Genomic DNA, 20879 nt, shown 5'->3' on the forward strand with positions numbered 1-20879 from the left:
GAGACAAAGTTATGACGATTAAAGTAGGTATCAATGGTTTCGGTCGTATTGGACGTTTAGCCCTGCGTGCTGCGTTTGATTGGCCCGAACTGGAGTTTGTTCTAATCAACGATGTTGCCGGTGACACCGCCACACTGGCTCACCTTCTAGAGTTTGATTCAGTACAAGGACGTTGGCATCACGAGGTTGCAGTAGACGGCAATGCGATGGTGATTGATGGTCGCACTGTAGTAACGACTCAGGAGCGAGATATTGACGCCGTTGATTGGTCTGGCTGTGATGTGGTTATTGAAGCGACGGGCGTCCATCGCAAAACCGCTTTCTTAAACAAATACCTAGAGCAAGGTGTAAAACGCGTTGTTGTTTCTGCACCGGTTAAAGAGCCTGGAATTGCGAATATCGTTGTGGGAGTCAATGATGAAATCTTCGACCCTGCGATCCACCGTATTGTTACCGCCGCTTCGTGTACTACCAACTGTATCGCGCCAGTCGTTAAAGTGATCCATGAGAAGTTGGGTATTGAGCAATCTTCATTTACGACCATCCATGATTTGACGAATACTCAAACAATTCTCGATGCACCCCACAAGGATCTACGTCGTGCCCGCGCATGTGGCATGAGCTTAATCCCAACCACGACGGGCAGTGCGACGGCGATCGTTGAGATTTTCCCTGAGTTGAAAGGCAAAATTAATGGTCATGCAGTCCGTGTTCCGTTAGCCAACGCGTCACTAACGGACATCATTTTTGATGTCAAACGCGATACCACAGCGCAAGAGGTGAATGCCTTGCTAAAAGAAGCTTCTCAAGGGGAGCTGAAGGGTATTCTGGGCTTTGAAGAGCGACCTCTGGTGTCGATTGACTATAAAGGTGATCAACGCTCAACCATCGTTGATGCTCAGTCAACCATGGTTGTGGGTACCCGCATGGTGAAAATTTACGCTTGGTACGACAATGAGATGGGCTACGCGACGCGCACTGCGGAACTGGTTCGTAAAGTCGGTCTGGCGTAAGGAGAGAGACAATGACACACCCATCTTGGCAGCTTGATTTAGAAGCTGGTGCTTTGATTCTTACCCCATGTCCTGGAACAAAAGGCGTAGATCTAGCCGAGTCACTGGCTCAACTGAAAGAGCAAGGTGTGCAGGCGATTGTGACTGCACTGGATAACGCAGAACTTGCAAGCAAAGATGTCTCCGCACTCGGTGAAATAACACAGCAAATGGGGATGCAGTGGTTCCAGATAGAGATTGAGGATGACTGCGCTCCGGCCGGTGATTTTATTAACAAATGGCAGCAAGCGAGTCCTAAGTTACACCAGATTGTCGACAACGGAGGCAAAGTTGCCATGCACTGTATGGGAGGCTCTGGACGCACTGGACTATTTGCCGCCCATCTCTTGTTAGAAAAAGGATGGCAACTGGAAGAGATTGTAGAAGCGATACAGGCACTACGCCCTGGTGCTTTTACTAAGTCTGTTCAGGTCGATTACATCAAAGCGGTAGCTGAAAAATAGCGACGAAAAGAGCTTTTGGTCTATTGGTGTCTAAAAGCTCTTATTGCTCTATTTTCGCTAGCACTCTTTTGTGTGATTAGATAGCAAGTAAACAAGGTTAGGTTGTCTATGTTCGCAAATCTGAGTAAAAACGTGCGCCAATATATGCTGGTGACGTTTAACTACTGGAACTTCACCATTACTGATGGTGCACTCAGAATGCTGGTCGTGCTCTATTTCCACAGTCTTGGCTACAGCACTCTAGAAATTGCGTCGCTATTTCTGTTTTATGAGTTTTTTGGTGTTGTCACTAACCTTATCGGCGGATGGTTGGGAGCGCGTCTTGGCTTAAATAAGACGATGAACATTGGTTTGGGCATGCAGATTTTCGCCTTAGCCATGCTTGCGGTACCGACCAGTTGGCTGACGATTCCCTGGGTGATGATGGCTCAAGCACTATCGGGTATCGCAAAAGATCTCAACAAAATGAGCGCCAAAAGTTCCATAAAAACATTGGTGCCTGATGAACAGCAAGGCTCTCTCTATAAATGGATAGCGATTCTCACCGGTTCAAAAAACGCTTTGAAAGGTGCTGGATTCTTTATTGGTGGATTGTTGCTGTCGTTAGTGGGTTTTAAATATGCAGTACTGCTTATGGCTGGTGTACTGAGCTTAGTGTTTATCGGCAGTCTAGTTGGGTTAGAAAGTGATTTGGGTAAAGCGAAAACTAAGCCAAAGTTTAAGCAGATTTTTTCCAAGTCAGAGCCTATCAATATTCTTTCAGCGGCGCGTATGTTCCTGTTTGGTGCTCGAGATGTATGGTTTGTTATCGCGTTACCGATTTATCTTGGTAGTGTGTTTGGCTGGGATCATTTATGGGTAGGCGGGTTCTTGGCTGCGTGGACCATTGCTTATGGGATTGTACAGGGGATAGCGCCAAAGATTACGGGTAAGGCAGAGGGTAAAGTTCCTGACGGGCATGCTGCTATGCTGTGGGCTGGTGGTTTGGCGGTAGTGACCGCTTGTATTGCCTACGCTGTTCAGATTGGTTGGCAACCTGAGCTGGTGATTGTCGGTGGCTTGCTGCTATTTGGTGCAATCTTTGCGGTGAACTCATCATTGCACTCTTATTTGATTGTTAGCTACGCCAAAGGGGATGGGGTTTCCTTGGATGTTGGTTTTTACTATATGGCCAACGCCATGGGGCGTCTTATTGGAACGATCCTTTCTGGTTGGGTGTTTCAGATGGCGGGTCTTTCGGCGTGTTTGTGGGTGTCATTTGCATTCCTAGCGTTAACAACGATGATTTCTTTGAAATTGCCGAAAATCGAACACGTTGCATCAGCTTAACATTATCAACTATTCATGACTGAAAGCTGACCAAGGTTGTACTTTGGTCAGCTTTTTTATTGCTATATTCAGTAAGTTAGTTTGCAAAGGGTTAGGTATGAGAGAAAGAGTCCATTTTTTTGACTTGCTACGATGCGTAGCAGCGGTAGCGGTGATCGCTATTCATGTCCTTGCCCCTTATCGATATGAACTGGGTCTCATCCCATTTAACCAATGGGCGACGGCGGTTGGAGTCAATAGCGTAACGCGCTGGGCGGTGCCCGTTTTTATTCTTATCACAGGCGCCTTGATGCTGAGTGATAAGCGGCCATTTGACTTTAAGTACTATGTGAAACGTCGATTAGGCAAAGTGCTATTGCCTTTTATTGTCTGGTCATTGTTTTATGCATTTCTAGCAGGTTGGAGCCTGAACGGATTTGACAGCCAGCAAACTCAGTCTCTACTTGAAAACAGCCTGACACACGCTACTTATTACCATCTGGGATTTTTTTACTACTTTATCCCGCTCTATTTTGTGATTCCGTTTTTTCAGTTTGTCATAAGACAATATGGCGAGAGCTCACTCTATGCCTACGTCGCTATCTGGCTGGGTACTACGTTGCTCTACCTTACAGGTATCGATGGTGTGTGGAGCAATCAAATGTGGCTCTATAGCGGCTATCTTCCTCTTGGATACTTGCTCTACCAACGTGTGCCGCTAAGCAAAGAATACGTGATGATTTTCGCTGTGCTCGGAGCCATTGCCCTATTTGTCACAGGCTTTATGGTCATAAACAATAGTGTAGTGGCCGAAGAATATACGGTAGGACGTTGGCTATCCTATAAAACACTTAACGTTGTCATCGCGGCGAGCATGGTGTTTATGTTGTGCCGTTATTTTGGCGAAGGCTTATCATCCCAAGCCAATCGAGTGATTGGGTTCATTAGCAGTCATAGCTTGGGCATCTATATTTTGCATCCAATCGTGTTATGGCCGATGAAAGAGTTCGCCTGGCATCAGGGACATCCCGCCTGGGTTATCCCTGTATGGATAATAATTAGTGGTTGTGGCTCTCTTGCAATGAGCTGGCTACTGGCGAGATCGGCTTATACACGTTGGCTGTTGCCTTAACGCTTTAAAGCAAAGTGGAGAAACTTGGCACCTTGATAAGTGAGCGTACCTTGATCGCCCGGATTTAAGGCATGGAAATAGTGGATACCAACCTGAAATTCACGTTTAGGACCAATTTTTCCTTTTTGAACATAGATCCAATATTCTTGGTCATCTTGGCCAGGCTTCGGATCATCAACTGTAATTGCCTGTTTATCGAGGATGGTCACTTCGACTGTTTGTTGTGGGGCATTTTCACCCTGAATGTGCTTACGGTAGAAATGGACAAATGCCCATCCACTTATAAGCGCAAAAAGGGCGATAGCAATAGAAAGAGTGAGAGGCATAGTTTTCGTCCCTTTTACTAAACGCAGCCATTTTAACGTGATTTCACTAGATAGTCTGGGCACGGCTCTTGCTGTAAAAACAAAACAGCAAGATGGAATGCTTTTTTCGAGTCATATCACATGCTGCCACAGGGGGAAGGGAAGTAATTTAGTTGATTAGCTATTGATTCATTTACATAAATTAACTTGCAACTTGTAGAAAAAATGGGACAGTAGATAGAACAAGTAACAATTACCCCCTAAACTTAGTAGCGATGGAGGGAAACTATGTCTGATATTGAAAAAGTGGTCACTCGAACACGCAAGATCGAGAAGCTTCTTCGGACGCAATATCATGCAGACGGTAAGGGACTGCATCAGCTTATTACCAGTTGTGAAGAAAGACTTCCTCACGATGTAATAGGTAAGCTGAGATATATCGCAACGATTCGCAATAAAATCGTGCATGAAGAAGATTACAAACTAGATAGTCGCAAAGAGTTTCTAGCCGCTTGTGATGAATGTGAAAAAGAGCTGACACCTAGGAGTAGCCGTTTCATCTGGAGAGCAGCTATAACCTTGATGACTTTAATCACTCTTGCGGCATTATTGTTCTATTATGCTCATTGGGACGTGTTGTCGAAACATTTGTAGAGTAATTGCTAAAAACGACCTTTATTTTTTAAGTGTTAAACTTAGACATACAGAGTATTTTTGAATCAAAGTGATGGTTTAAAACCCAATAAAAACAAAAAGGGACGCTAATGCGTCCCTTTTTGTTTTTAATAATTTCTTAGTACATCATCGGCAGTGTCATTAGGCCTACGACTACTGCGATCATTACAAGTCCTTGTTTTTGTGAAGAAGAAATCATGGCACTGCTCCTTTAAATTGATGTTTAACAATGTGTGACTAACAATAGCAGTGTTTTGGTGGTTAGATCAAGTGATTTGATCGCTAGTCCTTAAAAAAGATACTTTTCTATCGTTGTTTTCGATGAATTTCGAAGGTTAATTTGTTTTTTGATAGTTTTGTAACCGCTCAAGATGCCAGCTAATTGCTTTGTTTTTGTTTTTTAAGTTGTTGATTTATAATGATTGGCGTTGTTTTTTCTCATTGGGTGAGATGACTTTTCCTATACTTTTGGTTAGTTCGTCATGTCATTGTTAGGGATGGTCAAAAGTTCATTTTAAGTTTCTATCTGACTCTGTTTTGGCGCTCAGTCTAAAAATTATACTGGGCGATTGGGTTGGTTTATATGAGAAAACTTCATGTTTTGAATGAGGGGGCTTTCTGTGTTTTTTGTTAAGTTATTAATTTTTAATGATTTAATTTTAGGGTGAAAAATGTGCTACGTTTAGTTCTTATTTTTTACTGCGATTGGTCGATCTGAAGCGTGCTAGATAAAGATATACTGAAATTCTCATCCATTGAGAACATTGTGAGCAAAAAGCAATACTGATGGTGATTCACAGAAGTCGGCTTGGTTGACGGCGAGAAGTATTATCGAGATCCAAATTTTGCCCTTCTACGGTAGACATCTTGACGACTCTGCCTACACTAGCACCTCAAATTTTCTTGAGGTGTTCGAATGTGGAGCTGGCTATCTGTTGCTCTTTCGGGATATATCAGTATTTCTGCGAGTGAAAGTAATCACGTAAGACAAGCAGCGATGTTTAAAACAATGTCGTTGCTTATGTTGTTGGTCATGCTCTGGAGTCAAAATGCTCTGGTTGGCATCGATGCGTGGTGGGTATCACTTGGTTTGCTCGTTTCTATGGCGGCGGATTGGCTCTATCTTGTAAAGCGTCACCTAAAGTTGTGTTTTGTCGGCTTTGTCACCGCCCAGCTCTGCTATGGTGCCTCTTTTTGGGTGAAGTTGTCAGGTGATATCGTGTGGTGGTTGCCTGCAATGCTATTAGGCGTTGCAATCGTGAGCTTCTTTCTTCTACTGCCCAAAATAGATCGACTTATTTTCCCTGTCGTTATGATGGGAATCGCACTGTTACAGCTCAATTGGGCTGCCGGTGAAGTGTGGTTGCTTAATGGCGGCATTGCCAATGGTTTAGGTTTCGTTGGAACAGTGACGTTAACATTATCGGCAGTGCTACTCGCAATCAGTGATTACCGTCCCTCAATGTATCGGGGACGTTACCTTGTCTCTGGTAGCTATCTCCTTGCTCACTCACTTATCACGGCTTCTCTGATTATTTAAAATCAAAGAAAATATCGATGAAGCATGTATTCTTGATCGGTCTATTACCTTTAGTGAGGAAGTTCCATGACAAACGAAATTCATGCCCATAACGTTCTAAACTTATTGCGAGAGCAGCCTATGTCTAAATCAGACTTAGAGCAGGCGGTAAGCGAAGCATTTGGTGAGCAAGCACGTTTTCGTACATGTAAGTGCAATGGATTTACGCTGGAAACACTACTCGAGTTTTTTATCGATCGCGAGAAAGTGATCGTACAAGATGGTATCTGGATGGTGAATGCAGAGAGAGTGTGCAGTCATTAATTATGACTCGATACCACCGTTAAGATAATTTCTGTCAATGTCTCCAAATCGTCTGGTGAGCTTGTTATACTTCGCCGAATTTTTAGTGCTTGATATATAACGTTTTGGAGACCTCTTATGGACATTCTTTCCGCCGCGACCATGCTGTTTCTAATCATGGACCCGCTTGGCAATCTTCCTATTGTCCTATCGATCCTAAAACATCTCGATCCCAAGCGCAGACGTAAAGTACTTATTCGCGAGTTGATTTTTGCGCTTGCGATTCTGATGCTGTTCTTGTTTGCAGGTAAGACGATTCTTAACTTCTTGCACGTTCAACCTGAAACGTTAAGCATTTCAGGTGGCATCATCCTATTTATTATTGCAATTAAGATGATATTTCCTAGTGCAGGTAGTATTACTGGCCTGGCCGCGGGTGAGGAGCCCTTTATCGTGCCGATGGCTATCCCGATGATTGCAGGGCCATCAGTTATTGCCGCTCTGTTGCTGCTTTCAAGCCAGTACCCGAACAATTTACTTGAGCTTTCTGCTGCTGTGTTACTCGCGTGGAGCGTGACCTTCTTTATTCTAATGTTCTACAGTTTCTTCCACCGTATATTGGGAGAACGTGGCCTAAAAGCGATAGAGCGTTTAATGGGCTTGCTACTGATCATGATCTCTACCCAGATGTTCTTAGATGGTGTGAAGAGTTATCTTGCTTAGCGTTGAAACGTAAAAATAAAAATGCCGCTCTATTTGGAGCGGCATTTTTTGTTTCAGGAATGGTTAGGTCATGTGCTTACGACGAATATCAAGTAGGGCGAAGATACCAAAGATCAGTATTGACCATTTTTCCCAACTGCTCATTTTAATTTTGTCTCCAAATGCGCCAATGAAAATCGCCATTTGCAAACCATGCATAATGAACAGGAATGCTGTCATGATGTAGAGCGCGATGGCTGCTTTGCCAGGAAACGGCATAAAGAAGTTCATGATTAGAATAAACCAGACAAAGCCTATTGCGGCTTTGGCCAGAAGAATCAGTGCTTTCATCAAAATTTCCTTATTGATCTGCTTGTCTTTCGAATAGTCGATAGCTGACCTGACCAGCTGTTTTCTCACGGTGTAAGTGCCAGTGAGCAGGGATGGAGTCAAGGCTCAATTCTTTTTCAGTCTCGACATAAATCATAGCGTCATCCGTTAACCAGCCATGACTTTCAAGTAGGGCAACGGTTTCATCCAGTAAGCCTTTGCGAAATGGCGGATCAATAAATACGACATGATGAGGTGTGCCCGGCTGTTTAAGAAAGCTAATTGCATCAGTATTATGAGCTGTCAGATTGCTGGCATTTAATGAAGCAATGTTTTTCTCAATTTGTTTGAATGCGTTAGGATTTAACTCGATAAGTGTCACCATCTCTGCTTGGCGTGAAGCGGCTTCAAAACCGAGTCCACCAGAGCCGGCGAACAGATCGAGGCATTTAGCGCGGGGAACATCTTGAGCGATCCAGTTAAACAGTGTTTCTTTGACGCGATCTGTTGTTGGTCTTAGTCCTTCGGCATCATGAACAGGCAGTTTTCTTCCTCTCCATAAGCCGCTAATAATACGAACAAAGCCGGTTGAAGGCTTTTTTTGTGATGTGTTTTGCTGGCGACGTCTTACCATAGATTTTTTGACCGCTAATAAAGTGATACTATAGCCAGTCGCTCTGCTGTTGAGCGCTAACATACAGCCCAAATTTGTTGATGACAAAGTGTATACCAACACTCTGGCAGTGAAAACTTTTCACTTTGTTGTCATTTTGCTTTTTTCAGTGTGGATAATGCCCGCAGAAAAAAGTCTGAGTTAATTAAGACGATCTAGGATAGCCCCAGATGACGGAAAAAAAGAAGCGCGGATTACTCTCTTGGCTTGGCTTTGGTGATGAAGAACAAGCAAAACAATCCGTAGAAGAACAAACAACGACTGACGAACAACAAGATGAGCAGCAAGCCGTTGTTGACGAACCAATTGAAGACAAAAAGGCTGAACTAGCAGAAGCAGAAGCAGAAGCAGAAGCAGAAGCAGAAGCAGAAGCAGAAGCAGAAGCAGAAGCAGAAGCAGAAGCAGAAGCAATAGTTGAACCTGTTGAAGAGCTTGAAACGCCACAAGCGGTTGAACCGCGTGTCGTGGAACAGGAAAAACCGACGGAAAGTTTCTTTGCTCGTTTGAAACGCAGTCTTGCACGCACCAAAGCCAACATTGGTGCTGGCTTCTTTGGTTTGTTCAAAGGTAAGCAGATTGATGATGATCTGTTTGAAGAGCTGGAAGAACAGCTTCTTATTGCAGATGTGGGCATGGATACCACATTAAAAATCATTGAAAACCTAACAGAAAAAGCATCACGTCAGGAACTAAAAGACGGTGAAGCACTCTATGGACTTCTAAAAGAAGAAATGGCAGAGATCTTGTCGAACGTCGAGAAACCGCTAGAAGTAGACAGTTCTAAAGCGCCTTACGTGATCTTAATGGTTGGCGTGAATGGTGTAGGTAAAACAACCACGATCGGTAAACTGGCTAAACAGTTCCAAGCTGAAGGTAAAAAAGTGATGCTTGCGGCAGGGGATACGTTCCGTGCTGCGGCAGTAGAACAACTTCAAGTTTGGGGTGAGCGAAACAATGTACCCGTAGTCGCACAGCACACTGGCGCAGATAGTGCTTCAGTGATCTACGACGCGATAGAGTCCGCTAAAGCGAAAGGTGTAGATGTGGTGATTGCTGACACAGCAGGTCGCTTACAGAATAAATCTAACTTGATGGAAGAGCTGCGTAAGATCGTCCGTGTAATGCAAAAGATTGATGGCTCAGCTCCTCATGAAATCATGTTGACCTTAGATGCTGGTACTGGCCAAAACGCGATTAGCCAAGCTAAGTTGTTTAGTGATGTTGCACCGCTTACAGGTATCACCTTGACTAAGTTGGATGGTACCGCAAAAGGTGGTGTGATCTTCGCACTGGCTGACCAGTTCCAGATTCCAATTCGTTACATTGGGGTCGGTGAAGGTATCGACGATCTACGTCCATTTGAAACTCAAGAGTTCATTGACGCTCTATTCAGTCGTGAAGACTAGAGTAAACACAAAGACCAATTGAAGAAACTCAGTTAAGAGGGATTTCGGGTGATAAAATTTCAGCAAGTGAGTAAGGCTTACCGTGGTGGTCGACAGGCGTTACAGAAGGTCGATTTTCATCTTCGTAGAGGTGAGATGGCCTTTCTTGGTGGTCATTCAGGAGCCGGTAAAAGTACTCTGCTTAAATTGATTTGTGCCATTGAGCGACCAACTGATGGAAAAATCAGTTTCAATGACCATGACATTACTCGAATCCCTAATAAAGACATCCCATTTTTGCGTCGCAACATTGGTATTGTGTTTCAGGATCATCGCTTGTTGATGGACCGAACCGTCTACGACAATGTCGCGCTGCCGATGCGAATTGAATCCATCTCTGAAAATGAGATCAAACGTCGTGTCTCCGCAGCCTTGGATAAGACGGGCCTGCTAGATAAAGCCAAGTGCTTACCGAGCCAACTGTCCGGTGGTGAACAACAGCGAGTCGGTATAGCACGTGCGGTGGTCAATCGTCCTACTCTGTTACTTGCAGATGAACCAACGGGTAATCTCGACCCTGAGTTGTCTAATCGAGTGTTGAAACTGTTTGAAGAGTTTAACCGTGCCGGAGTGACGATCCTACTGGCTACACACGATATTGGGTTAGTAAATACTCGCCCACAATACCGTCATCTTGAATTAAACCAAGGTTTTCTCAGTGAGGTAGAAGACTATGGCCATTAATGCTCGCAATAAAAGCGCTAAAGCATCACGAACGAACAATCGCGTTAAGAAAGACAACTTTTTTGCTGTCCATTTCAAGCAAGCTAAAGCTTCGTTAGGTGAGTTTTGGTTAAGACCAATGGGCAACATCTTAACCTTGGCAGTTATCTCTATGGCATTGGCCATGCCATCGGCTCTTTACTTACTGGGTAAGAATATCTCTGCGGCATCAAGTAATGTTACCAGCCCATCGCAAGTAAGTGCTTACATAAAAGAGAACACCCCTGAAGCTAGGATCATGGTGCTAAAAGACCAGATCGAAAGCATGGAGGATGTGGCTGAAGTGAACTACATCTCACCTCAACAGGGATTGGATGATTTAAGTCAGTATTCAGGCTTTGAACATGCCTTGAGCTTGCTTGATGATTATGCACTACCTGGTGTGTTGGTCATCACGCCAAGTGAAGATGACAATCAAATGATTAAGCAACTTGTTCAGCGTATTAGCGATGAAGAGGGCATTACTGATGTTCGTTTGGATGAGGATTGGCTCGCTCGCTTAGATGCGATTAAGAACCTTGTCAGCGGAATTGTCATTACCCTATCTCTGCTGATGCTTGCCTCTGTATTCTTAATTGTCGGCAACACTCTACGTTTTAATGTGTTAGCGAATAAAGAAGAGATCCAGACAATGAAGCTGATTGGTGCAACGAACAGCTACATTTTACGCCCTTATCTCTACTCTGGCATGTGGTTTGGTTTACTCGGTGCGGTTAGCGCGTGGATTTTGACTGCGATAATCACAGTTTTGCTCAATAGCAGTGTGGAGAAATTGGCCCTTCTGTATGATAGTCACTTCAGATTAATTGGCCTTAGCTGGGATGAGTCGCTACTGCTAGTAATGCTTGGAACCTTCTTAGGTTGCCTAGCCGCTAAGGTATCTGCGCAGCGCCACTTAAAAGAGATCGAGCCAGTTTAATTTGAACTGATTGACTTTGTGGAGGTCATACTATTGAAAAAGTAGACGCTACCGTGTACTTTTTCCCTTGTATAGACATTTTGTTTATGCATAATTACTTTCGCAGCTTGAAACCTGTTCATTTTAGGTTCAAGATTGATGGGTTAAAAAATACTCCAGATCAGAGATTGATGAGGAAATGAATGACTAACCAAGCATATCCAATGGCAGTAGTTACGCAAGATAGCTTAGATAGCTACATCCGTTCAGTAAACAGCTACCCAATGCTGACGGCTGATGAGGAACGTGAACTGGCTGAGAGACTGCATTATGACGGTGAAATTGAGGCGGCAAAAGGTTTGATCCTTTCGCACCTTCGCTTTGTCGTGCACGTCGCTCGTGGTTATTCTGGTTATGGCCTACCAATGGCTGACCTTGTTCAAGAAGGCAATATCGGTTTGATGAAAGCGGTTAAACGTTTTAACCCTGAAGTCGGCGTTCGCCTTGTATCCTTTGCCGTTCATTGGATCAAAGCTGAAATCCATGAATACGTTCTGCGTAACTGGCGAATTGTTAAAATCGCTACAACCAAAGCTCAGCGTAAACTGTTCTTCAACCTACGTAAGTCTAAAAAGCGTTTAGGTTGGTTTAATAACGGTGAAGTAGAGACTGTAGCAAGAGAACTCGGTGTCGAACCTTCAGAAGTCCGTGAAATGGAATCTCGTCTAGCTGCGCAAGATGCGGCATTTGAGATGCCAATGGATGAAGATGACTCAAGTAACTCATACACAGCTCCAATGGTGTATCTTGAAGATAAAGCGTCTGATGTTGCAGACAACATTGAAGCGGCTAACTGGGAAGCGCATACCAACAATCGCTTGAGCTTAGCACTTAAATCTCTGGATGAACGTAGTCAGCACATTGTTCGTTCACGTTGGCTTGATGACAATAAGTCTACTCTGCAAGAATTAGCAGAAACATACAGTGTCTCTGCAGAGCGCATCCGCCAGCTAGAGAAGAATGCGATGAAAAAACTGAAAGCTGCAGTTGGCGAATTTTAATTACTAGCTCGACAGCTGATAAATTGGTAAAGCCGAGGTCTTATGATCTCGGCTTTTTTATTTGTGATCGCTTTCTAAAATAATCCACTGCCAAGATGATCGTTGTGGCTTCAGTAGCCTGTGGGTAAGTCTGTGGTAAATTTCTTTGCTATCTGTCAGAAAGCAGGGTGAATCAAGCCATCTGAGCATGTTTTACCGTGGGGATAAATTTTTGTTTACACACAATCAAATAAGGATCATCACTACATATTGTGGATCCATAATCTAGAAAGCACTTTATCAACGCAATCCACAGATTTATCCACAATCGGTGAATTAATGATCACAAGTGGATAACCTTACTCAGTCCGTGTACTTGTTAACCACTGGATAGGTTACAATGGCGCTAGATAATAATGATGAAAAGAGAAAGTTAATGGACCAGTTTAAACATATCGATGTCAATAGCGCGCAAAGCCTATTGGAACAAGGTGAAGCTCGTATGGTCGATATTCGTGACCCGCAATCTTTTGCCGTCGCACATGCTCAAGATGCCTTCCATTTAACCAACGACACTATGGTAGCGTTTATGAATAGCGTTGAATTTGAGCAGCCAGTTTTGGTGATGTGTTACCACGGCATCAGTAGCCAAGGTGCGGCACAGTATTTAGTTAACCAAGGCTTTGAGCAGGTGTATAGTGTTGATGGTGGCTTCGAAGCCTGGCAGCGCGCTCAACTGCCGACAGAATCTAATTTAGGATAGCGGTATGCATAAACTCATCTCCCTCAATCATCCAAGAATGGCGCAGGCATTTATTGACTATATGGCTTCACGCCAGATCGATATCAAAATGATGCCGGAGGGAGAAGGGCAGTTTGCACTGTGGTTAACTGACAGCCAATATCAAATCGAAGCAGAAGCGGAACTGGAACAGTTTCTTGAGAATCCCAATGCGAGTAAGTATCAGGCTGCCTCGTGGGATATGGCGGAGACGCGACAAAATCACTTTAAATACCAGTCACCAAGTATGCTGGCGATGGTAAAAGCGAAAGCAGGCCCGCTAACGCTCTTGGTCATGGCGGTCTGTGTTGTCATATTTGCTCTCCAGCAACTTGGTGCCGGAAAGGCCGTGTTTGCTGCGCTCCATTTCCCAGCATTCTCTCACCAGGAGTGGCAGTTATGGCGTTGGTTTAGCCACGCTCTCTTACACTTTTCAGTCATGCATATCGCCTTTAACTTATTGTGGTGGTGGCAACTGGGGGGCGATATAGAACAAAAGCTGGGCTCTGGCAAGGTGCTGCAACTGTTTTTGCTATCCGCGGCACTATCAGGCATTGGCCAATTCTGGGTTGAAGGTGCGAATTTCGGTGGTTTATCTGGCGTAGTGTATGCGTTGGTGGGATATCTATGGGTGGTGGGTTATAAAGCCCCACAATTGGGTCTGGGGATGCCAAAGCCCATCATCGGATTTATGCTTGTTTGGTTAGTTCTCGGGTTTGTTCAGCCTTTTATGGCCATAGCCAATACGGCTCATCTTGTAGGCCTACTATCTGGTGTGCTGATGGGAGCGGTGGATGCTGGGCGGGCTAATTCACGCAGATAAAGAAAACGGCGTATGCACGCCGTCCATCCTTAGACGATTTACTGGTAGAGGTATTTTGTGAAGAGCAGATCGGCGATGATTGTTTTGCCTGTTTCTGGCAGTAGAGTCGCGTTGAGTTGTTCGACCAAGGTTTTACGTAAATCTTCACGTCCTGCTAATGACGTAATGGTCTCTTCAGACTGCTTCCCTAATAGCTCAATTACAGCATCGCGAATTAAGGGTTGATGTAATTCAATCACGGCAAGATCCGTTTGACTGGCAACCATGATGTCGATTCGAACCTGTATATAACCCAACTTTTTACCTTTAGTGAAAAAATTGGTGGTTAAATCAGGTTCAAGGGTGAAATAAGCCAGTTTGGGGACGCCTTCTTCTTCCGCTATCGCAGGGAGACTGATCAACAGACTCCAAGCGACAAAAATTTGGGCTAGGTAACGTTTAATCATATTTATAACTTTTCTTTCTTCCAATCACGATACTCGAATCGCCAGAGTCTTGTTACAATAGAGCATCTATTTGTAATGAAAATGCGTTAAGCACTCGTTGTGGTGGTTAACATCAGAGATCGAAGCTTTATTGTACGCTGATAAGGCTACTTATTGAATACTAGTATGAATCAATCGACTGCGCTTTATTTATCTGCGTTACGCCAAGTTGAATGGCAGGATCCAGAGTATTTTAGCTTCCCTACACAAAGTGCAAAAAAGTGGTTGTTAGAACAGGGCTCACTGTCACGTTTATTAGAGTCTTATTGCCAATCTTTAACTGTCGACTTACTGCACAACAAGATTGTCAAAGCGGAAAAACTGAACTCACAAGAAATTGCGCTTCTTGCTCAAGAAGAGTGCTTGTTGCGCAAGGTTGTTCTCAAAGGCGATGGCTGCGCTTGGGTTATTGGGAGAACGTTAATCCCTCATTCGTCAATGTTGGAGCAAGAGTATGACTTGGCTCAGCAAGGAGAAATCCCCCTTGGACTAACGGTATTTAGTGCCAGCAATGTCAAACGGGACGCCTTGCAGGTTGGGGTCGTTGAAGTTGATGAACAACCCTTACTCGCTCGCCGCTCACGGTTGTGGATGAATCACAAACCATTGTTAGTTGCAGAACTATTTTTGCCTACAGCGCCCATCTACTCAGGGGAGAGTGTTTGAATGACGGCGGATAAAGCGCTGGCTTATTGGCAACTTATGCGCATGGATAAGCCGATTGGAACCTTGTTGCTATTGTGGCCAACACTTTGGGCATTGATTATTTCTGCTCAAGGGATGCCAAGTTTAAAGGTTCTACTGGTTTTTGTTTTGGGTGTTATTTTTATGCGTGCGGCGGGTTGTGTGATTAATGACTTTGCTGATCGTAAGGTTGATGGCCATGTTAAGCGCACCAAACAGAGACCTTTGCCTTCTGGTCGAGTGACTTCAAAGGAAGCTTTGGCTCTCTTTGCTCTCTTGGCCGTCAGTTCATTTGCTTTAGTGTTGAGTATGAATACGCTGACAATTCAGCTCTCTTTTGTCGGTATTGTTCTTGCCTTCATCTATCCGTTCATGAAGCGTTTTACTCACCTGCCGCAGCTCTTTCTTGGGCTAGCGTTTAGTTGGTCGATTCCGATGGCATGGGCTGCACAAGCGAATGAAATGCCAGTGATGGTTTGGTTTATATTCGCCATTAATGCACTGTGGACGATTGCTTACGATACTCAGTATGCGATGGTTGATAGAGATGATGACCTTAAGATTGGTATCAAGTCGACGGCAATCCTATTTGGACGATTTGATAAGATGGTGATCGGTTCCCTTCAGCTTGTCACCTTGGTGATGCTGATGTTTGTTGGCACTTGGTATCAACTTGGATCTAGCTACTACTGGAGTCTGCTGGTGGTAGGGGCACTGTTTGTGTTCCAGCAGCATCTTATTCGTCACCGTGATCGTGACCTTTGCTTCAGAGCCTTCTTAAATAACAACTATGTCGGAATGGTCATCACCATAGGGTTATTTATCGCATTTTGGTAAAAGAAAGGCATCCATAGGATGCCTTTTTATTGTCACTTTATTTGTTTTCTGCGGTTTGGCAGATACTTTCTCTGATGGTCAAACGTACTTCAGGATAAAGCATAGAGTAGAGAAGGCTCGCAAGAGCTTGGCTTTTCTCTATGTCACAGTTGCCATCCACATCAAGATACGCTTGTTGTTTTAGGGTTGTGAACAGCGCCGAAAAGACACCTTTATCGAAAAATTCTGGTGCGTTGATTCCGTGCAGGCGACCTAGGCGTTGAGCAATGTCCTGACTCTTCTGCTCAAGATCTGATTTACCTAAATCAGGGCTAGCAACTAATAAATTTAGAGCGATTGCGTAGCGTTGCAGTGTTTCAGTAATCGTGCGTCCAAGTAGCACAAGCACTTGAGTATTAGCTTGATTGATCGCGACGTTTTGTTCGCTATCGATCGTAACGAGTCCCTGATGTGCAAGCTCTTCAATGTAGGATTCCGTTAGCTCATCCAAGTTTTCCTGTTCAATGCTCAGGAAAAGCTCCTGCTTGAGGAATGGGTAAACCAAGGCGACATTCTGTTTGATCTGCTTCAGCGAAAGTTTTTGATGGCGAACCAACATCTGAGCGATAAGTGATGGCAGAGCCAGCAAATGAATGATGTTATTTCGATAGTAAGTCATCAAGATCGATTGATTACGATCCAGTGACACAATCTCGCCCATGCTGTCTGATTCGATAATAAACTTATCGAGTGACTCGGCATGCTTGACCAATGCTTCTGCACTATCTTCCGGTACCGTATAGGTTGTCGAGTATGGAACGTTTTTTAAGATCGACAAGTAGCAGTCAATTTGGCTAACTAAATTGTCACGAGAGAGTGCTCGCTGACGAGAAGCCAATAATGCTGTCGCACACAGAGTTAGGGCATTGGTTGCCGCCGCGTCGTTGATATGTGTCATCATCTTAGTCGCGAGATCATTCACCACAGGGTTTAGCCACTGAGGCTTACTGCTGCCCATGGCATCGATATCTTTGGTCCACTCAGGGGCTTTTTCATTCAAGTACTGGTTAAGCGGAATGGGCTCACCAAAGTTGACATAGCCTTGGCCAAAGTTGCGTAGTTTACGGATTGTGCGTAACACTAGGCCTGCGTTTTCTTTTTCTTTGCGCTTTCCGCGTAACTCTTTTGCGTAAGTGCTCACTTCCATTACATGCTCATAACCGATATAGACTGGCACCAGCGTTACTGGGCGGTTGAGGCCACGTAGCATCGCTTGGATAGTCATCGCCAGCATACCAGTTTTTGCTTGTAGCAAACGACCTGTGCGTGAACGACCGCCTTCACTGAAATATTCTACGGAGTAACCTTTGGCGAAAAGTTCTGCCAAGTACTCGCGGAAGATGGTGGAATATAGCTTATTACCCTTAAAGCTACGGCGAATAAAGAAAGCACCACCGCGACGGAAGATAGGCCCTGCTGGGAAGAAGTTTAGGTTAATGCCTGCTGCGATATGCGGCGGCACCATGCCTTCACGGTACAGTACGTAGGACAGCAGTAAGTAGTCCATATGGCTTCGGTGACAAGGAACATAAACAATTTCATGTCCGTCTTGAGCCAATTTTCGCACCGTAGCGGCGTTGGTAATGTTTAAACCTTGGTAGATACGGTTCCAAAGCCAGCCAAGCAGACGTTCGCCATTCTTAATTAGTGAGTAAGAGAAGTCTGCAGCGATCTCATCCATAATGGCGTGCGCTTCTTTACGCGCTTTCTCAATTGAGATGTTCTTTGATTTGGCTTCGTCTTCGATGGCCTTTTCAATGGCTTTAGATTTCATCAGACGATCAAATAATGCCTGACGACTTGGCAGATTAGGGCCTGATGCAGCAAGCTTTTGACGCGAAAAGTGAATACGCGCTACGCGGGCAAGTTTGTGTGCGATTGAAGCCTCCGTACCGTGCGAGTCCGCCATGTAGCGGAGTGAAACTACCGGGCTAATACGTACCAAGCAATCACGACCCGCGAACAAAACCGCTTTCGCTTTTTGTGGCCCATTGAGTGACTGGAGATAAGGTTTTTGTCGTGACTCTTTACCCGGTTTACGGCCCCAAAGAACGGTGGTCGGAATGACTTGAACATCGAGCTCTGAATCAAACTTATGCAGTTCCAGCAGATCGGAGAATAGAGTGATCGATTCGTTTGGTACATCTTGATCGTTGCCCATCACGGTTTGTCGGGCTGAGGTAAACACATAGCGGTTAAACTGTTTACCATTAATTTCTACAGGCTCAAGGGGATCAGGTAGGCCCAGCGCAATGACTTGTTTTTGCAGTGCAAGCAAGTCGACACCTGAGCGATACGGCAAAGCGTAAATAATCGGCTTGTTAATATCGATGCTATGATCTTCAATAGGGTTTGAAGGAATTGTTGTCCCTTTAACCAGTACTGACATAGGCAGCTTTAGCAAGGAACGCGATAACATTCGTCCAGAAGACATAAGGTTCTTAGCCTCAAAAATAGATGATTTGCATAAGCACATTTCCAGTTCTGTAACTATAGAAGTGGGGATGTGCCCAAGCGTGTATTTTTATAGGTGGCAAGGATAACAGAAACTGGTCGAACCTTTTACTTATTATTGATTATGAAAACATCAATTTTTGCGCCCATAGCTCGATTAAATAAATAGCAAAGAGAGAGAAGCTTGCAACCTAAAACCACTCATGGATTAAAACGACTCAAAAACGCGACACGCTATTCCTGTCAGGGTCTCAAGGCGGCGTTTAAAAATGAGCCTGCATTTCGTGAAGAAATATTACTGGCAGCCTTGATGATTCCAGTCGCTATTTTGTTAGGAGAGAACCAGTGGCAAAGGATTCTGCTGATTGCAACTGTTGTGCTGGTTTTGATCGCTGAACTGTTTAACAGTGCCATTGAGGCCGTAGTAGATAGAATCGGAACTGAGCAACATGAAATGGCGGGTTTAGCAAAAGATTTAGGCTCAGCATCAGTAATGGTGACCATGTTGTTAACGGGTTATGTATGGTTAGACATTCTGTTCTTTTAAGCAGAACGGGGTGACCATGCTAACTTACTAAAAAACAATCAATTGGCTTTTCATTTCGCCAAACACTGGATATACTCACAGTTAACTGTATAAAAAGACAGGTGACTTATGAAGCCGTTAACGCCCCGCCAACAACAAGTTTTTGACCTCATCAAGAGTAAAATTGATGACACTGGTATGCCACCGACGCGCGCTGAAATTGCACGCGAACTTGGTTTCCGTTCAGCAAATGCTGCTGAAGAACATTTAAAAGCCCTTGCGCGTAAGCAAGCGATTGAGATTATTCCAGGGGCTTCTCGTGGTATCCGTATCTTGTTAGAAGACGCGGCTAATGATGATCAGGGTCTACCACTGATTGGTCAGGTTGCTGCTGGGGAACCTATCCTTGCTCAAGAGCATGTAGAGACGCACTACCAAGTTGATCCTAGTATGTTTAAGCCGCAAGCCGATTTCTTGCTTCGTGTTAATGGTGAGAGTATGAAAGATATCGGTATCATGGATGGTGATTTACTTGCTGTTCATAAGACTCAAGATGTGCGTGATGGGCAAGTTGTTGTGGCTCGAGTGGATGATGACGTGACAGTAAAGCGCTTAGAACGCAAAGGCTCTACGGTTCTGCTTCACGCAGAGAACGAAGAGTTTGAACCGATCAAAGTGGACTTAACTTGTCAGCAATTGACCATCGAAGGTTTGGCTGTCGGCATCATCCGCAATACGGATTGGATGTAATGACTCTTCTTGAGAGTTATTCTCACTTGTTGATTTTGTAATTGATATTCATTATCATCTGAATTCTGGCTACGGAAGGAAGATGATAATGGCCGTCAATCACGCATCAACGAAACATCGCTATCAGATCCCGACAAATTTACTGCAACCATTATGGCTTCGTAGCCGAGAAAGCTTGGTTGACAATGGATTGGTCTATGATCCTATCGCTGCGCGTGCGTGCCAGCGTTGTCATCTTGCCCCCGACTGTTTTTCTGGTGATATTGACCAAAAACAGCTGCTTCATGTCACGCTAACTCAATTGTGCGATCAGCAAGTCTCGGATTTTATAAGACGTAATCCAGATGGTTGGATTGTGAATGTGGGTGCCGGTCTCGATACTCGTTTTTACCGCGTCGATAATGGTCGGTGCCACTGGCTAGAATTAGATGTGACTGAAAATCTACTTTGGCGTCAGAAACTGTTTCATGCTAGTGAACGTTACCACCACATTTGCGGCAGCGTTGATGAGCTGAGTTGGCTGGAACAGTTACCTATTCCAGAAAAAACACCAGTCCTGATTGTTTGTGAACATGCTTTGCTTGATTGTAATGCGCAGCAAATCGCGAAGTTTGTTCAAGCTCTAGGTTGTCACTTCGACTCTGCCCGTGCCTGTATGGTGCTAGCGGGAGATCTCACTCAGTCCAAACTAGGCCAAAAGCTAGGGGCTGTTCATTATGCTCATGGGTATAGTGATCCTGGCGAGGCATTACTTGGTTACTTGCCATGGGCTCGCTGGGCAAAAACCTATTCACCACTCGAAAGAGATTGCGGACGCTGGAAACTGTGGCACCGCTGGATCACCAAACTCAGTTTTATAAAGCAGAGATTAACACCGGTAGTGGTTCAGCTTCGCTGGTGATCTCGTTACACTTGTCACTCTGATGTTTAT

General features: G+C 44.5%; 24 protein-coding genes. 19 read left to right on the top strand and 5 right to left on the bottom strand.

Annotated elements, in window-relative coordinates; translation table 11 throughout:
• Positions 1-11 precede the first annotated feature (11 nt).
• From QTN94_RS11910 to QTN94_RS11925, 4 genes are all read left to right on the top strand, one after another.
• The gene (locus QTN94_RS11910) at positions 12-1013 is read left to right on the top strand and encodes an ArsJ-associated glyceraldehyde-3-phosphate dehydrogenase (protein WP_331418008.1); all 1002 of its coding nucleotides are present in this window, start codon (positions 12-14) and stop codon (positions 1011-1013) included.
• 11 nt (positions 1014-1024) lie between these two features.
• A complete protein-coding gene (locus tag QTN94_RS11915) occupies positions 1025-1516 on the top strand; it encodes a cyclin-dependent kinase inhibitor 3 family protein (RefSeq protein ID WP_331418007.1) in 492 nt (163 codons plus the stop codon).
• Between the two features lie 108 nt (positions 1517-1624).
• Positions 1625-2845 carry an organoarsenical effux MFS transporter ArsJ gene (gene arsJ / locus QTN94_RS11920; protein WP_331427752.1) on the top strand — a complete coding sequence of 407 codons (1221 nt, stop codon included), beginning with the start codon at positions 1625-1627 and terminating at the stop codon, positions 2843-2845.
• A 97-nt stretch (positions 2846-2942) separates the two neighbouring features.
• Positions 2943-3956 (top strand): acyltransferase, encoded by a 1014-nt coding sequence (locus QTN94_RS11925; protein ID WP_331427753.1) that lies wholly within the window; start codon positions 2943-2945, stop codon positions 3954-3956.
• On the opposite strand, the gene QTN94_RS11930 is transcribed toward QTN94_RS11925, so the two are convergent.
• Positions 3953-4282, bottom strand: a complete 330-nt coding sequence (locus tag QTN94_RS11930; protein WP_138972190.1) for a DUF2500 domain-containing protein — start codon at positions 4280-4282, stop codon at positions 3953-3955. The two genes, QTN94_RS11925 and QTN94_RS11930, sit on opposite strands and share 4 nt — an antisense overlap.
• Positions 4283-4549: 267 nt before the next feature.
• Between QTN94_RS11930 and QTN94_RS11935 the strand changes: the two genes are divergently transcribed.
• From QTN94_RS11935 to QTN94_RS11950, 4 genes are all read left to right on the top strand, one after another.
• The gene (locus QTN94_RS11935; RefSeq protein WP_138972189.1) at positions 4550-4915 is read left to right on the top strand and encodes a DUF4145 domain-containing protein; all 366 of its coding nucleotides are present in this window, start codon (positions 4550-4552) and stop codon (positions 4913-4915) included.
• A 937-nt stretch (positions 4916-5852) separates the two neighbouring features.
• Entirely contained in the window at positions 5853-6476 is a 624-nt protein-coding gene (locus tag QTN94_RS11940) for a lysoplasmalogenase (protein WP_331418003.1), read from the top strand.
• 66 nt (positions 6477-6542) lie between these two features.
• Complete coding sequence (locus QTN94_RS11945) at positions 6543-6779, top strand: YecH family metal-binding protein (protein ID WP_331427754.1); 237 nt, start codon at positions 6543-6545, stop codon at positions 6777-6779.
• A 117-nt stretch (positions 6780-6896) separates the two neighbouring features.
• Positions 6897-7481 carry a YhgN family NAAT transporter gene (locus QTN94_RS11950; RefSeq protein ID WP_138971298.1) on the top strand — a complete coding sequence of 195 codons (585 nt, stop codon included), beginning with the start codon at positions 6897-6899 and terminating at the stop codon, positions 7479-7481.
• 63 nt (positions 7482-7544) lie between these two features.
• Here QTN94_RS11950 and QTN94_RS11955 read toward each other — a convergent pair whose 3' ends face one another.
• Both QTN94_RS11955 and rsmD read right to left on the bottom strand, forming a co-directional pair.
• On the bottom strand, positions 7545-7811 hold the full coding sequence (locus QTN94_RS11955; protein ID WP_331427755.1) for a DUF1145 domain-containing protein: 267 nt from the start codon (positions 7809-7811) through the stop codon (positions 7545-7547).
• Between the two features lie 10 nt (positions 7812-7821).
• A complete protein-coding gene (rsmD, locus tag QTN94_RS11960; RefSeq protein WP_138971324.1) occupies positions 7822-8424 on the bottom strand; it encodes a 16S rRNA (guanine(966)-N(2))-methyltransferase RsmD in 603 nt (200 codons plus the stop codon).
• Positions 8425-8633: 209 nt separating this feature from the next.
• Between rsmD and ftsY the strand changes: the two genes are divergently transcribed.
• The 6 genes from ftsY to glpG all read left to right on the top strand — a co-directional run bounded on the left by ftsY (position 8634) and on the right by glpG (position 14173).
• Positions 8634-9869, top strand: coding sequence for a signal recognition particle-docking protein FtsY (gene ftsY, locus QTN94_RS11965; protein WP_331427756.1), 1236 nt, complete (start codon positions 8634-8636; stop codon positions 9867-9869).
• 48 nt (positions 9870-9917) lie between these two features.
• Positions 9918-10592 carry a cell division ATP-binding protein FtsE gene (gene ftsE, locus QTN94_RS11970; RefSeq protein WP_138971301.1) on the top strand — a complete coding sequence of 225 codons (675 nt, stop codon included), beginning with the start codon at positions 9918-9920 and terminating at the stop codon, positions 10590-10592.
• Positions 10582-11550, top strand: a complete 969-nt coding sequence (gene ftsX, locus QTN94_RS11975; protein ID WP_331427757.1) for a permease-like cell division protein FtsX — start codon at positions 10582-10584, stop codon at positions 11548-11550. Before ftsE ends, ftsX begins: the two co-directional genes overlap by 11 nt.
• 182 nt (positions 11551-11732) lie before the next feature.
• Positions 11733-12590 (top strand): RNA polymerase sigma factor RpoH, encoded by an 858-nt coding sequence (gene rpoH / locus QTN94_RS11980; RefSeq protein ID WP_138971303.1) that lies wholly within the window; start codon positions 11733-11735, stop codon positions 12588-12590.
• 415 nt (positions 12591-13005) lie between these two features.
• Positions 13006-13332 carry a thiosulfate sulfurtransferase GlpE gene (glpE, locus tag QTN94_RS11985; protein ID WP_331427758.1) on the top strand — a complete coding sequence of 109 codons (327 nt, stop codon included), beginning with the start codon at positions 13006-13008 and terminating at the stop codon, positions 13330-13332.
• A gap of 4 nt (positions 13333-13336) precedes the next feature.
• Entirely contained in the window at positions 13337-14173 is an 837-nt protein-coding gene (gene glpG / locus QTN94_RS11990) for a rhomboid family intramembrane serine protease GlpG (protein WP_331427759.1), read from the top strand.
• A gap of 38 nt (positions 14174-14211) precedes the next feature.
• Here glpG and QTN94_RS11995 read toward each other — a convergent pair whose 3' ends face one another.
• Positions 14212-14619 carry a flagellar basal body-associated protein FliL gene (locus QTN94_RS11995; protein WP_138971306.1) on the bottom strand — a complete coding sequence of 136 codons (408 nt, stop codon included), beginning with the start codon at positions 14617-14619 and terminating at the stop codon, positions 14212-14214.
• A 165-nt stretch (positions 14620-14784) separates the two neighbouring features.
• Here QTN94_RS11995 and QTN94_RS12000 point away from each other — a divergent pair, with 165 nt between their 5' ends.
• Both QTN94_RS12000 and ubiA read left to right on the top strand, forming a co-directional pair.
• Positions 14785-15324 carry a chorismate lyase gene (locus tag QTN94_RS12000; RefSeq protein WP_138971307.1) on the top strand — a complete coding sequence of 180 codons (540 nt, stop codon included), beginning with the start codon at positions 14785-14787 and terminating at the stop codon, positions 15322-15324.
• Positions 15325-16179, top strand: coding sequence for a 4-hydroxybenzoate octaprenyltransferase (ubiA, locus tag QTN94_RS12005; protein ID WP_331418000.1), 855 nt, complete (start codon positions 15325-15327; stop codon positions 16177-16179).
• A 37-nt stretch (positions 16180-16216) separates the two neighbouring features.
• Here ubiA and plsB read toward each other — a convergent pair whose 3' ends face one another.
• Entirely contained in the window at positions 16217-18652 is a 2436-nt protein-coding gene (gene plsB, locus QTN94_RS12010; RefSeq protein ID WP_331427760.1) for a glycerol-3-phosphate 1-O-acyltransferase PlsB, read from the bottom strand.
• A 204-nt stretch (positions 18653-18856) separates the two neighbouring features.
• Here plsB and QTN94_RS12015 point away from each other — a divergent pair, with 204 nt between their 5' ends.
• The 3 genes from QTN94_RS12015 to QTN94_RS12025 all read left to right on the top strand — a co-directional run bounded on the left by QTN94_RS12015 (position 18857) and on the right by QTN94_RS12025 (position 20849).
• A complete protein-coding gene (locus tag QTN94_RS12015) occupies positions 18857-19219 on the top strand; it encodes a diacylglycerol kinase (protein ID WP_331418371.1) in 363 nt (120 codons plus the stop codon).
• Positions 19220-19327: 108 nt separating this feature from the next.
• Positions 19328-19948 carry a transcriptional repressor LexA gene (gene lexA, locus QTN94_RS12020; RefSeq protein ID WP_138971311.1) on the top strand — a complete coding sequence of 207 codons (621 nt, stop codon included), beginning with the start codon at positions 19328-19330 and terminating at the stop codon, positions 19946-19948.
• An 88-nt stretch (positions 19949-20036) separates the two neighbouring features.
• Complete coding sequence (locus QTN94_RS12025) at positions 20037-20849, top strand: class I SAM-dependent methyltransferase (protein WP_269378419.1); 813 nt, start codon at positions 20037-20039, stop codon at positions 20847-20849.
• The last annotated feature ends 30 nt before the right edge of the window (positions 20850-20879 follow it).

The sequence above is a fragment of the Vibrio sp. M250220 genome (assembly GCF_036533795.1).
Lineage (GTDB): Bacteria > Pseudomonadota > Gammaproteobacteria > Enterobacterales > Vibrionaceae > Vibrio.